17 protein-coding genes are annotated in these 12,690 nt (G+C 43.8%); 3 read left to right on the top strand and 14 right to left on the bottom strand.

The window, feature by feature from the left end:
* Nucleotide 1: 1 nt before the first annotated feature.
* The 4 genes from copZ to E2491_RS13800 all read right to left on the bottom strand — a co-directional run bounded on the left by copZ (nt 2) and on the right by E2491_RS13800 (nt 2,494).
* Nucleotides 2–211 carry a copper chaperone CopZ gene (copZ, locus tag E2491_RS13815; RefSeq protein ID WP_134376257.1) on the bottom strand — a complete coding sequence of 70 codons (210 nt, stop codon included), beginning with the start codon at nt 209–211 and terminating at the stop codon, nt 2–4.
* A 35-nt stretch (nt 212–246) separates the two neighbouring features.
* Complete coding sequence (locus E2491_RS13810; RefSeq protein ID WP_134376200.1) at nt 247–567, bottom strand: thioredoxin family protein; 321 nt, start codon at nt 565–567, stop codon at nt 247–249.
* A gap of 130 nt (nt 568–697) precedes the next feature.
* Entirely contained in the window at nt 698–1,471 is a 774-nt protein-coding gene (locus tag E2491_RS13805) for an arylamine N-acetyltransferase (RefSeq protein ID WP_134376199.1), read from the bottom strand.
* A 72-nt stretch (nt 1,472–1,543) separates the two neighbouring features.
* Nucleotides 1,544–2,494: a phosphatidate cytidylyltransferase gene (locus E2491_RS13800; protein ID WP_134376198.1), complete on the bottom strand. Its 951-nt coding sequence runs from the start codon at nt 2,492–2,494 to the stop codon at nt 1,544–1,546.
* A 35-nt stretch (nt 2,495–2,529) separates the two neighbouring features.
* On the opposite strand from E2491_RS13800, the gene E2491_RS13795 reads away from it, so the two are divergent.
* Nucleotides 2,530–3,084, top strand: coding sequence for a hypothetical protein (locus E2491_RS13795; RefSeq protein ID WP_134376197.1), 555 nt, complete (start codon nt 2,530–2,532; stop codon nt 3,082–3,084).
* A gap of 677 nt (nt 3,085–3,761) precedes the next feature.
* Here E2491_RS13795 and E2491_RS13790 read toward each other — a convergent pair.
* Together E2491_RS13790 and E2491_RS13785 are read right to left on the bottom strand one after the other, a co-directional pair.
* Nucleotides 3,762–4,505: a class I SAM-dependent methyltransferase gene (locus tag E2491_RS13790; protein ID WP_134376196.1), complete on the bottom strand. Its 744-nt coding sequence runs from the start codon at nt 4,503–4,505 to the stop codon at nt 3,762–3,764.
* A 21-nt stretch (nt 4,506–4,526) separates the two neighbouring features.
* On the bottom strand, nt 4,527–5,231 hold the full coding sequence (locus E2491_RS13785) for a DUF459 domain-containing protein (RefSeq protein WP_134376195.1): 705 nt from the start codon (nt 5,229–5,231) through the stop codon (nt 4,527–4,529).
* A gap of 162 nt (nt 5,232–5,393) precedes the next feature.
* Between E2491_RS13785 and E2491_RS13780 the strand changes: the two genes are divergently transcribed.
* Nucleotides 5,394–5,939, top strand: coding sequence for a GNAT family N-acetyltransferase (locus E2491_RS13780; RefSeq protein WP_134376194.1), 546 nt, complete (start codon nt 5,394–5,396; stop codon nt 5,937–5,939).
* 43 nt (nt 5,940–5,982) lie between these two features.
* On the opposite strand, the gene E2491_RS13775 is transcribed toward E2491_RS13780, so the two are convergent.
* Both E2491_RS13775 and E2491_RS13770 read right to left on the bottom strand, forming a co-directional pair.
* Nucleotides 5,983–6,384, bottom strand: coding sequence for an RDD family protein (locus E2491_RS13775; RefSeq protein WP_134376193.1), 402 nt, complete (start codon nt 6,382–6,384; stop codon nt 5,983–5,985).
* Nucleotides 6,381–6,812 carry a DUF1801 domain-containing protein gene (locus tag E2491_RS13770; protein ID WP_134376256.1) on the bottom strand — a complete coding sequence of 144 codons (432 nt, stop codon included), beginning with the start codon at nt 6,810–6,812 and terminating at the stop codon, nt 6,381–6,383. Before E2491_RS13770 ends, E2491_RS13775 begins: the two co-directional genes overlap by 4 nt.
* Nucleotides 6,813–6,922: 110 nt before the next feature.
* Between E2491_RS13770 and E2491_RS13765 the strand changes: the two genes are divergently transcribed.
* The gene (locus tag E2491_RS13765; protein WP_134376192.1) at nt 6,923–7,207 is read left to right on the top strand and encodes a hypothetical protein; all 285 of its coding nucleotides are present in this window, start codon (nt 6,923–6,925) and stop codon (nt 7,205–7,207) included.
* Nucleotides 7,208–7,243: 36 nt separating this feature from the next.
* Here E2491_RS13765 and E2491_RS13760 read toward each other — a convergent pair whose 3' ends face one another.
* The 6 genes from E2491_RS13760 to E2491_RS13735 all read right to left on the bottom strand — a co-directional run bounded on the left by E2491_RS13760 (nt 7,244) and on the right by E2491_RS13735 (nt 12,530).
* Nucleotides 7,244–7,717: a glutathione peroxidase gene (locus tag E2491_RS13760; RefSeq protein WP_134376191.1), complete on the bottom strand. Its 474-nt coding sequence runs from the start codon at nt 7,715–7,717 to the stop codon at nt 7,244–7,246.
* A gap of 84 nt (nt 7,718–7,801) precedes the next feature.
* Nucleotides 7,802–9,139, bottom strand: a complete 1,338-nt coding sequence (locus E2491_RS13755; RefSeq protein ID WP_134376190.1) for a HAMP domain-containing sensor histidine kinase — start codon at nt 9,137–9,139, stop codon at nt 7,802–7,804.
* Nucleotides 9,136–9,807: a response regulator transcription factor gene (locus E2491_RS13750; RefSeq protein ID WP_134376189.1), complete on the bottom strand. Its 672-nt coding sequence runs from the start codon at nt 9,805–9,807 to the stop codon at nt 9,136–9,138. Before E2491_RS13750 ends, E2491_RS13755 begins: the two co-directional genes overlap by 4 nt.
* Before the next feature lie 11 nt (nt 9,808–9,818).
* Complete coding sequence (locus E2491_RS13745) at nt 9,819–10,982, bottom strand: ABC transporter permease (protein WP_244093960.1); 1,164 nt, start codon at nt 10,980–10,982, stop codon at nt 9,819–9,821.
* Entirely contained in the window at nt 10,975–11,655 is a 681-nt protein-coding gene (locus E2491_RS13740) for an ABC transporter ATP-binding protein (protein ID WP_208528077.1), read from the bottom strand. The genes E2491_RS13745 and E2491_RS13740 overlap by 8 nt, the downstream gene beginning before the upstream one ends.
* 5 nt (nt 11,656–11,660) lie before the next feature.
* Entirely contained in the window at nt 11,661–12,530 is an 870-nt protein-coding gene (locus E2491_RS13735; protein WP_134376187.1) for a permuted SH3 domain-containing protein, read from the bottom strand.
* Nucleotides 12,531–12,690 lie beyond the last annotated feature (160 nt).

Raw genomic sequence — 12,690 nt, 5'->3', positions numbered from 1 at the left:
TTTATTGCTGGACCTCATAGCCTGAATCTTCAATGGTTGCAATGATCTGCTCTAATTTAACCTCTGAGGATTGAAACACAACATCCACTTTTCCTGAAGACAGGTTAACTTTTACACTTTCTACACCCTGAAGCTCTCCAACATTTCCTTCAATTGATTTCACGCAATGGCCACAAGACATTCCTTTTACCTGTAATGTTTGATTTGTCATCATAAATCCCTCCGCATATACCGCTATAGGGTATATTATTTTGTAAAATTTTTTATAAACGCTTTTAATGTGTCTTCTGAAGCAGAAGGTGCAACCTCTCTGCCTGTCTCTTCACCATCTTTAAATGCAATGAAGGTTGGCAGACTCATGACACCGAACTGTTCAGCTAATTCAGGTTCCTGATCCACATTAACCTCGTAGAATTTGACTGAATCACTATATTCCTCTGATACTGCTTCAGCCACAGGGGCAATTTGACGACAGCCTGAACACCAGTCTGCTGAAAACTTCAAAACAACAGGTTGATCCATCAGTTTCATTTGATCGTAAAATTGATTAGCTGTTATTTGCACCATTTCTTCACCTCCCTCTCCATATACCCCGTGTGGGTATATTTAATATACACCCCTTTTCCTTTTTTGTAAACAGGAAAGCTCAAAAATAATTTCAGCCCCTGAAAACCTTTCGGATCAAGGGCTGGATGTATCAGTATGGTTTAACATTTTTTCTTTTTACAAAAATGCTCACAGCTTTTTTGTAAAATTCCTCATTAACTTCAAATTTTCTCACCCAACCCATTACCTCTTCCGGATTCAGCATGTGATCCTCGAAGCCTGATTCCCTGAAAATACGAAGCTCATGATTACGCAACGATACAGGCACCCCATCCAGGTATCCAAAAAGCTTTAGCGATTGAAAAGCAAAGCCGTCTTTCCAGTCATACGTTCCTTTAATATGGGCTTCAATTTCCTGCCATGAAACAGGCTCAGGGTTAAGGGTTTTAGTAGGACCAGGACTTCTTTCAACGAGTATCTTTGACTCCATTACCGTATAAGTAAAAGTTTCTGCCGGCGCCACAACTTCAAAGGATTCAAACATAGGATAGGCTTTAAATAAAGGCGCACTGTATCCAACATCCACGTAATAAGGTTCCCCTTCGAGATCCACTCTCAGGCATAAATGATTTGGCTCCACAAATAAATAATTCACATCAAAACCAAGCTCACTAAGAAGCCAATGAAACCCCCTTGCCAGTGTATAACAGGTACCCCCTACCCCTTTATTGATTATTCGATCAATGTAAGAGTCCATTGATGGCAGATAAGCGTCTGCCGGACTTAAGTTCTCGTAATCAATAAACTTAGATAGTGTCTCCCACCTAACCTTCGTTTGATGAGCGTGGATCAATTCGTTTAAATAAGAAAGAGACGGCTCCTTTTTCTGTACATCCAGAAATGTAAGGAAACGATCAATCAGCATACGATTCCCTCCAGTCTGACTTTATGATAAAGAGACAATGCTGCGTCAGTCCAACAGGAAGCTTTTTATTCGTTAGAAAATATAATAGTAAACAAGATGGAAAAATACCGGCGCCGTATAAGTCAGGCTATCTATTTTATTAATAAACTTGCTCTCTGCCACTTTACCCCCGTTTTCACGAAAGAAGAAGTTCCGCTTTAACACAGAAACCACAAGCGTTCCAAAAAACCCGGTTACCCCGATGATCAGACCGGACACGATACTGAAACCGAGCGACATCGGCGTGATATAGGGTGCGATGACTATGGATAAAAGAATCGTTGCAATGACGCCACACACAAACCCCTCCCATGTAAGATTAGGATTTGCAGCCGTCAGCACTTTTCTTCTGCCGAACTTTTTAGACACCATGTAATGCACGACATCATTTACTTGTGTGAGAGGAACAAGATACAACACCATTAATGCCCCGTATTGCGTTGCGATCGTGACATCGTGCCGCGTGATCTCAGGCATTTTTGCAAAAAGGGCGAGGTGACTGATCCCGAACACCATCAGCATCAGTCCCCATTGCGTCACACTGACCGACTTCAAAAATCCGATACTCCCGCCTCTGAAAATGCGTGCCAGCGGCAGAAACAAAAACACATAGATAGGGATAAAGACAATAAACATGCCGTACCAGCCAATATAAATCCAATAAAAGTTAAGCGGGATCGCCAGGTAGGCCCAGATAAAAATCCTCCGGTCCTGCTTCCGCGTATCCATCATGGAAAAATACTCTTTCAGCGCAAGAAAACATAAAATCATCAATGACATGAGTGATACATTCGGATGAAACGCAATCGACAAACAGAAGATCACGGCCATCCCCCACCAGAGACGTGTCCGGATCACAAGCTCATCATATTTGTTAACGCCATGATTTTTTCTCTTTTGATAAAAGGTAATCAACGAGACGAGTAAACTGACCGATATTAAAAGAAGGAAAATAAAGTATATGTATTGAACTATATCATTCATACTGACAGCCCCATTCATAAAAGGAGTGACATCCCATGGCTAAAAAGATTTATATCCTGTTATCAGACACGGGAACGATCTTCACCAAAACCATTAAAAAATACACAAAAGCCCCCTACAACCATTCCTCTCTCTCATTAGATGCAGAGCTAATTCAATTATATAGCTTCGGGCGAAAAAATCCTAATAACCCCTTAAATGGCGGTTTTGTACAGGAAGATGTGCTTTACGGCACCTATAAGCACTTTCCGAAAACCACCTGTGCCGTCTATGAAATTGAGGTCACAGACCGCCAGTACAGCAAGGTGGTCAGACTGATTGAACTGTTCAAACGAAATGACCGTAAGATGATTTATAATTTACTGGGCGTTTTTGGCGTGGCGATGAAGGAGCCATTTGAGCCAATCGGGATGTATTTCTGTTCACAGTTTGTCGCAGACATTTTGCACCGCGCAGACATCAGACTCTGGGATAAGCTCCCTGCACTTGTTGAACCGAATGATTTCAGGGAATCAGATCAGACTGTATTGATCTATGAAGGGCTGCTGACGGAGTATCCGCCAGTTGCGGAGAGGAAGCGTTTGGGGTGAGGCGGGTTTGACGCGGAATGGAGAGCAGCTGCTGGCCGGGACGTCCGCCGCGGGAACGGGTTACACTACACTGTTGGCCAGGACCGTCCGCCGCGGAATTCCATCTCAACCGCTAACAATACCTTCTTTCTGGAAAATCATTCAGGCTTTTGACATGTTAATTCCTTCTTTTGAAAAATTAATTCCTTCACTAGGCCTCACACGCTACTGTTTTCCTTCATACCGTAATGTCAATTCCCTCACAACCAGACGGAATCCCTTCACAACTGCACATGATTCCATCACTCGTCACACGACTAATTTGGCATGAATTTGACAGGTAGATTTCAGGGACAGACCAACCTCTACACGAGAGTGTGTTCAACACCGAACAATACATTTCTATTTTGAAACAGTACAAATATGCCCGTGAACGTTACATATCAAAGTTGAAACATAACAAAAATGCCACTCTGAACACGGAACGATACAATTAACAGCTGAAACAATACATATATTTACTGAAACATAACAATAAAAAATTGATTCGATACAAAAACCACCGTGAACAGTACATTCCCATTAAGAGCAATTCAAGGGGACGGAGCAGCTGTTTCTTTTGTCCCCCTTTTCCAAATCGCATACAAAAAGGACAGAGCACGCTGAATGGCACAGGCGCTCCGTCCTCATCTTCTTCATCATTTCCTCATCCCGTAAAACACATAGCTGTAATCATCCGGATGCTGTTTGAACAGGTTGATTTCCTGCTCAAGCATCGCCACAACGTTCAGCGCTTCTTCGTTTTCAGGGTATTTTTCCTTCATTTGCTTTAAGCGGTCAGCGAGTGGCGCGTAATATTCAACAAGCCAGTCTGATTTAGGTAAAACAAACGAGGCTTCAAACGCATATTGGTTCGCTTCAACCTGAATAATTTTATTTGGGATTGTGTTCATTTCGGCGTAGCCCTGTTCCCAGAAGGCGCGGCTTGATTCGGATGGCATGGCATGCAGCCAGGAGATCTCGCTGCAGAATAAATACCCTCCATCTTTTAAAAGAGAACGCCAATCCTTCAGCCCAGACTGAAATCCTGCAATGTAGATCGTCCCTTCAGACCAGATCAGGTCAAATGTACCTTCCGGGTAGTCAAGATCAAACATCGATTGGTTTTTCACCTGAATCCTGTCCTCAAGCTGAAAGATTTTCAATTTTTCCTTTAATACTTCCAAATGTTCTTCACTGATATCAATCGCTGTGATATCAGCCTTTGGAAATGCCTCTGCAAGGAGCATTGTGTGAATGCCTGTCCCACACCCAATATCTAAAATACGGATTGCCTGATCTTTTGGCAGCGGGACAAGAGAAATCGCCTTTTTTGTTGACGCTTCACTTCCCGGTCCAAGTCTGACTAACCCTCCAAACGCTTCATGGAAATACTGTTCCATTGCGTATACACGCTCCTTCTATTAAAAATCATACTCTCTGATGATTTCATCTGTTATTAGTTCATACCCTTTACTGTTAGGGTGTAGTGCATCACTGAAATAATCGGTGCTCTTTTCTTTTAAAAGACCGTCTGTCGCGATGAATTTCACCCGCTCGTCATCCGCAAGCAACTCCTGCGTCAACCCGTTCCATTCGGTGATAACCTGCTGAATCTCCTCAGACTCAGGATACGGATTAAACAGCCCTAAAAATAATATGGGTGCATCAGGATTTTCTGCACGGATCATGGATAAAATCTTTTCTACATTCTTTCTGTAATCTGCTTTCCCCGCTTCGATCCGGTCTTCATACAGAGGATTTAAGTCTCCTCCATTCGTTTTAATCAGGTCGTTGGTGCCAATAAATATTGTAAAGTATTCCGCATGCTTCAGCGTCTTTTTAACATCCTCATCCTGCAGCTGCTGAAGAAGGCCGTCTGTCTGCTGGCCCGGGATCCCATAGTTATATACGGTTAAGGGAGACGATTGGGTTTCATTTAAACGCTCCTCCAGTTCATCTGCATACCCCTGCCCCGTTTGATCACCTACACCATAGGTCAGAGAGTCTCCAAGCGCGACCATCTCACGACCGGACTGCGGTTGAATCGTTTTATCAGTATACCAGTAAACGCCTCCTGCCGCCGCTAAAATAAGAGCCACAAGAGACAACATTTTAAATTTCGACATAAAAAAACCTCCTAAAGAATACAAGATTCCCCGGAAGGTCAGGATGCAAACGATATTTATGAAGCTGTTATGAGATTGTTATGTAAACGACGTATCTGACGCATTATCAGGAACACCTCTGGCTTATGATATGATCAAGACAAAACTGAAAGGATGTTATTTATGGATCTTATACATAAACCTGTTATAACAGGACAAAATCTTACTTTGCGCCCTTTTAAAGAAGATGATCTCCAAGCTATAAAAATATCACTGCAAGATCAGGAAGTCATTCGATTAACAGGTAGTTCAGGTGAGTTTGATGAGGAAAAAGTCAACCAATGGTATCTAACCCGCAACAGTCAAGCTGATCGTATTGATCTGGCTATTGTAGATCACGAAACACAATCCGTTGTCGGTGAAGTTGTGGTAAATGAGCTGGACTTTTCATCAAATAGTATGAATTTCAGAATTTTGATTGGACAAAAAGGACGCAACAAAGGCCTCGGTACAGAAGCTCTATCCCTGATCACCAAGTATCTATTTGAGGAAATCAAACTGGATAAAATAACATTGAGTGTTTTTTTATTCAATCCACGTGCCCTGCACTTATATAAAAAGGCTGGCTTTACAGAAGAATACATAGAAAGAACAGAGCTTAACCATGGTGAATTTGCAGATGAGGTTTTCATGTCCCTGTCAATAGAGCAGTGGAAACAGAGTCATTAGAAGAACCCTAGAACAAATGATTCAAATTCATATTGAATTCGAATCATTTGTTGTTAGTAACCTCTTTCACAACCAGCCCACTAAACCGGTCGTGAGGCATTACTGAGCCGTCTTCTCCTTCAAACGCTTCGCGGTCCTTCAAATAAGAGATGGTGCCAACTGTATCGCGATAGGCCACGCGTTTTAACAGCTGCTCGGATGTAGGTAATGTCCCGTCTTCGTTTTCCAGCACAAGACCCATCTTTTTGTAGCCAAGTGTCTGACCGGACTTTTTCAGCTGGGCGATTTCGAGTGCATACATAACAACAGTTGGCGTCACAAGTGCATGAAAGGCTTCATTTTTGATTTTTCTGCGGAGCAGCTGTTCAATGGCAAGTGTGGCGACTGTTGAAACAGCAAAATCGATCATGATGGCTTTTGCACGTTTTTTCGTTAAATCCTTCATGTTGTTCCCTCCGGATACGTTTTTTGTAAAAAGGTCATTGATTGCAAAATGAGTTCTTTCAGGACTTCTTCATCAACATCATCCAACTTGTTAATATACACACAGGCTTTTCCGGTCGTATGCTTTCCGAAACGTTCTAGAAGCGCTGTGCGATCAGGATCTCCCGTTGCAAAGTAAAGGCTGATTTTCGCTTTTCTTGGAGAGAATCCAACTAAAAACATGTCCCCTTCATGACCGGACTCATATTTGTAATGATAAGATCCAAAGCCGATCATACTGGGACCCCACATTTTTGCCGGATAGCCGGATGTTTCAGTGAAAAGATCAAGCAGGCGGTAGGCGTCTTCTCTCTTTTTAGGGGAATCAACGGCTTCAATAAATTCAAAAACATCACCGTCATGCTCTTTCGTTTTCAGCTCATAAACCATCATTGATTGCCTCCTTTTTACGTATATATTCAGTGTACCGCACTTTCAATTTTATTCCTATTCGCTTCATGAACATGTTACGCTTATGTAAATGATTGGAGGAATCTGATATGCCTGTTTCACGTTCCGGTAAGGTTGCAGCTGTCATGTTGTTCATCCTCATCACACAGTTTCTCACACTCGCACTTCTGACGTTTGAGAACCCATTTGGCGCGATTGTATATTTTATCGTTATTACACCCTTTACCGGATTGCTTGGACTTATTTTCGGGATTTTGGGTGTCATAAAAGAGAAAGGAACAGGGAGAATTCTGCCTGTTCTCACTCTGATTGTCAGTTTGATCTTTATTGCACTGGAGCTATCCTTTCTTTTTGGTTACTCTTTCGAGGGTTAAAAAAACCCCGAACATTAAGCTCGAAGTTTTCAAAAGTTATAAAACTGAACGAATTTCGTCTTCTATTTTGTCAGGCGTTGTCGTCGGGGCAAAACGCTTCACCACATTGCCTTCACGATCTACGAGAAACTTAGTGAAATTCCATTTGATTTCTTTTGAAAGCAGTCCTTTCTGACGATCCTTCAGATAATCAAATAAAGGGTGCGCATCATTCCCGTTGACATTCACTTTCGCAAAAATCGGAAATGTGACGCCATAATTCACCTTGCAGAATTCAGTCGTTTCTTCGATATCTTCGAATTCCTGGTTGTTAAACTGATCACATGGAAATCCAAGAATCTGCAGTCCTTCACTGTGATACGTTTCATGCAGCTTTTGAAGCCCTTCAAACTGAGGTGTCAGTCCGCACTTACTTGCCGTATTCACAATCAGCATCGGCTTTCCTCTATACTCCTTCAGACTAGTCGATTCACCGTTTGGTTTATCTACAATAAAATCATACACAGACATCGTAAAGCCTCCTTCGCCATCGTATCCAACCCTATTTTAGCGCAACAGAATGGCCTGATTCGATTTTTAAGGCGCTGTGAACTTTTATGGTCGTTCACTAAGCGGAAGGATCACGGTAAATAAAGCGCCCGCTCCCGGCTTACTCTCGACAGCGACACGTCCGTCATGAAGCTCCACAATCTTTTTGACGAGCGGCAGTCCAAGCCCTGTTCCTGAAGAGTGTCTTGTTTGATCAGCCTGATAGAAGCGGTCAAAGATCCGGCCTATATGCTCAGGTTCAATCCCCTTTCCCTGATCTTTTATCATGATCTGGATTTCACCCGGTTTATGAGACAGTGTAACTGCCAACTCGCCTCCATGATTAGAGTGCTCAATCGCGTTTTTCAAGATATTTAACCAGACCTGGGACATCAGCTCCTGATCAGCCGTCAGCGTTATTTCCTCCAGCTCAATGTTCAGCTGAAGTTCCTTTTCCTCCCACTGCGGCTGCAGCGTCAGCAAGCACTCCCTGATCTGTTCATCCAGCATATACGTTTCTTTTTCCAGCCGAACAAGCTGGTGATCAAAGGTGGACAGCTTTAGAAGCGCAGAGGACAAATTGGCAAGCCTTCTTGCTTCACGTTCAATGACTGATGCGTATTCAAGGCGCTTATTTTCAGGCAAGTCCTCTTTCTTTAATAACGCAGCAAAACCTATCATAGACGAAACAGGCGTTTTAAATTCATGCGCCATGGTCGCAGACAATTCTTTGTTCAGGTATTCATTTGATTCAAGCTCTTTAGCCATCTGGTTAAACTGACGTGCCAGATCACCGATTTCATCATTCCCCTTATCTTCAATCCGCACAGAATAGTTCCCCTCGTAAACCTGTCTGGAGGCCTGACTGATCCGCTTCAGCCTTTTAGTCAGGAATGAGATCGCAAATAATAGAAGGATGGAGCCCACAACAGCCACTCCTAAAAAGCTGTATATCGTCATTTCCCGAAACTGTGTAATTTGATTGTTGTTCAGATCAGGAGAAATCATATAGATTGCCCCGTTTTGCTCGAAGGCTGCATAAGGAAGCTCTCTGAAGTCAGCTAGAACGCCTGTGACTACCTCCCCATCTGTCAACTGCTCAATGGTCTGCCCTGTGTAGACCGCCGTATCTGAATTTCTCCACTCAGCAGCGGAGGAGTAGACCTCTGCAATCAGCAGATCACTGACGACCAGATCAAGCGCTTCTTCTTCTGTAAAGGTATTTGATTCAATAAGCGTTTGAACAACCTCTGCCTGATCCTTGATCTGTGCGGTTACGTCCTCTCTGATTTGCCCGAGCTGAACAGTAAACAACACTGCAAATGAAATCATCATCGGAATTAATAAAAGACCGATAAATATAACAAGGAAACGCCCGTAAATAGTATGAAAAAAGCGCTTCATTTCTGAACCTCCAGCCGGTACCCAAGTCCCCAAACCGTTTTCACTTCTATATCCTCTATATGCTCAAGGCGTTTCCGAATACGTTTGATATGAACATCAATCGTGCGCAGGTCGCTTTCCGCCTCATAGCCCCATATATCATCCATCAGTTGCTGACGGGTAAAGATTTTCCGGGGATTCGATGCCAGCTTAAACAGAATATCAAACTCCTTCATCGGGAATTCGATTCTTTCGTTTTCATAGATCACAACCCTTGCAGCTTCTTCTATGACCGTTCTTCCAAAGGCAATCTTTTTTTCTCTTGCAATATTTGATCTCCGGAGCAGAGCGTTGACTCTGAGAAGCAGCTCTTCAAGTTCAACCGGCTTTACCAGATAATCATCTGCTCCAGATAAAAATCCCTTCTTTTTATCCGTAATGGATTCAAGGGCTGTCAGCATCAGAATAGGGAAAACGTATACTTCCCTAAGTTCTGATGTCAGTGTCACACCATCCAGGTTTGGCATCATCACATCTGTAATCATCAGATCTATCGCCTGTTGATCCAGCAGGTCCAATGCGTCCGAGCCATCTTCAGCTTCGATGACTATGTAACCTGCCTGACTCAGTCCCTCCTTTAAATAATGACGAAGTCCTTCATCATCCTCAACGATTAAAATCCGGACCATCTCATCTCCTCCTATACGCTTCGGAGTGCCACAATTGGATTCAGACGGGAAGCTCTTCTCGCCGGAATAAAGCCGAATAGAACACCGATCCCCACTGAAAACCCGACAGCCAGCAACAGGGCTGTACCAGATAATGTGAACCCGATTCCCATAGCTAAACATACGAGATACGCAAGCCCCATTCCAAAAGCAATACCAATTGCACCTCCCAGTAATGATAAGAACGTTGATTCCAGTAAAAATTGCAGCTGGATATACCGGGGTGATGCACCGAGTGCTTTTCTCAGCCCGATCTCGCTCGTTCTCTCTGTTACTGACACAAGCATCATATTCATAATTCCAATTCCGCCTACCAGCAGAGAAATAGAGGCGATTCCAACAAGCAGCATCGATAGCATTGAATTAATCTGATCGATTGAAGCCAGGGCATCCTCAAAATTCGTAACCGTAAATACATCCTCTCTCTGATTAAAAGCCCGCTGCAAAATGACGGTCGTCTCATCTACAATCTCATTTGCATCTGCGCCAGTATCCATATATAGATCAGCCTGGTTTACAGACGTAACGCCCAGCACGCGCTGTGCAGTCGAATAAGGTGTGATCACCATATCATTAACTGATGTGACGGAAAAGCTGCTCGATGGGGCCAGTACCCCAACGACTGTAAACGTACGTCCATTCAATTCAACCGTCTCATTAATCGGGTTTTGTGTCGGAAACCATTCATCTGCAAGCGATGACCCGATCACTGCTACAGCCGTTTCCTGCTCAACATCGGCTACTGTAATGCCTCTTCCCCTCTCCAGTGCATCAGGAGTCTGATTGAAGTAAACATCACTTCTACCCGATAACTGAATTTGTTCGGTGGAAAATGCATTTGAAACAAGTCCATTTACTGACGGAGAGACACCCTTGATATCCTCCATACTACTTAACTCTTCGACCTCACTGGCAGTCAATCCTGCTTTTAATTCGGTACCCTGAATCTGTAGACTCACACGATCGGCTCCAAAAGTGGATATTTCTTCATTTATGGATTCGGTCGCACCATTCACGATCGTCATCAGGGCAATGATCGCTCCGACACCAATTACAATTCCAAGCATCGTCAAAAACGAACGCATTCTGTTTGCAGCAATATTCAGCCAAGCCATACGTATATTTTCTCTAAACATGGGCGACATCCTCCTCTCTTATTTCTCCGTCCAACAGATGTATAATCCGGCTCCCATAACGGGCAATCTTTTCATCGTGCGTGATCATGACAATTGTTTTCCCTTCACGGTGCAGCTGGACAAAAAGATCCATGATCTGTTTTCCGGTTTTCTGGTCAAGAGCACCGGTCGGTTCGTCCGCCAGCAAAATAGCCGGATTGGTCACCAATGCACGCGCAATGGCAACACGCTGCTGCTGACCACCTGATAATTGATTAGGACGATGTGTCAGCTTGTCGCCAAGCCCCACTTTTCCCAGAAGCTCAGTCGCTCTTTGTCTCCTCTCTTTTTTAGAGACTCTGGAATAAATCAGCGGGAGCTCTACATTTTCCAGAATAGACAAACGTGGTAAAAGCTGAAATTGCTGAAACACAAATCCGATTTCCTTATTTCTCAGGATCGCAAGCTCTGCTTCTGTCATTTCAGATACACTTTGGTTACTGATTTTATATTCACCAGAGCTAGGTGTATCAAGACAGCCAATCATATTCATCAGTGTTGATTTTCCTGATCCGGAGGGTCCAAGCACCGAGATGAAGTCCCCTTTATGAATGATAAGGTCAATAGATGTCAGCACCGTTTGCAATTCCTCGCCCAGCTTGTAGGTTTTGGTCAGTCCGTTCATTTCGACAATGGTACTCATTGTCCTCCCCCTCCCATCATCGGGGGTGCAAAACCTCCGCCTGCTGACGTTTCTTCAATCACGATACGGTCACCGGGCGAAAGACCTTCTGTTATCTCAATGCGCATACCATCCGTTAAACCGGTTTCAACAAATCGCTTCTCGAGATCACCTTCATCATTCTCCACCCAGACAAAAGCCTGATCCTGGTCGTCATATTCAATTCCATCTAAAGATAGTGTAGGAACCTGAACCGACTCATCCCTCACCATCATTGCCTCAACCGTCATTCCCGCACGCATTCCCTCAAGCTTCTCAAGCTCTACCTCAGCAGTAAAGTAAGCACGCGCACTCGGCGTTTGATTTGCAGATGCCTCATTGGATACCGTAACAATCGTTCCTGTTACTTCCTCACCTGATGCAGAAATCCGGACCGTCATCTCATCACCCTCAGAAACGGAACCAATATCAGATTCATCTATTTGAACAATCGCCTGTAACGACTGATAATCCACAATCTCCATCAGAGGAGCCCCCTGAGTCACCGGTCCATCCTCTGCCTGAACACCATGAACCGTACCTGATTCAGGCGCAGTAATCGTCGACTGACTTCCTTCCGCCAGTACATCACCTTCAGAAACCTCCTGTCCCTCCTCAACCACAATCGTCAGCGTATCCATCTGATCGGCTCTCACAACCGTACGTTCAGCAGGACTCAAATTCCCAGAAAAATAATTGTACGTAGTAACCGTTTCCTCAAGTACCTCCTCCGTCTTCCTTTCACCCTGATCCTCCGCTGCAAACAAAGGACCCGCAATCGCAACAGCTGCCACCACCACAATCCCTCCTATCATCCAGCCTCTTTTTTTACGTTTATTTTTTGACATGTTATTTCCTCCTTTTGGTTGATGAGGATAGAATAGTGGGTAGTTATGAACGAAATATGAACGGAAGGAAGGTTTTTGAGGACTTTTATTGCTTTGAGGTGCTTTGAGGTGCCAGGCACCTCCCGAAAACTGTCGAATGCATCAGACAAAATTCGACGGG

This window comes from Jeotgalibacillus sp. R-1-5s-1 (assembly GCF_004405105.1).
Classification (GTDB): Bacteria; Bacillota; Bacilli; order Bacillales; family Jeotgalibacillaceae; genus Jeotgalibacillus.
The sequence above is the reverse complement of the archived record's forward strand: the minus strand, read 5'-3'. Positions and strand labels throughout refer to the sequence as shown.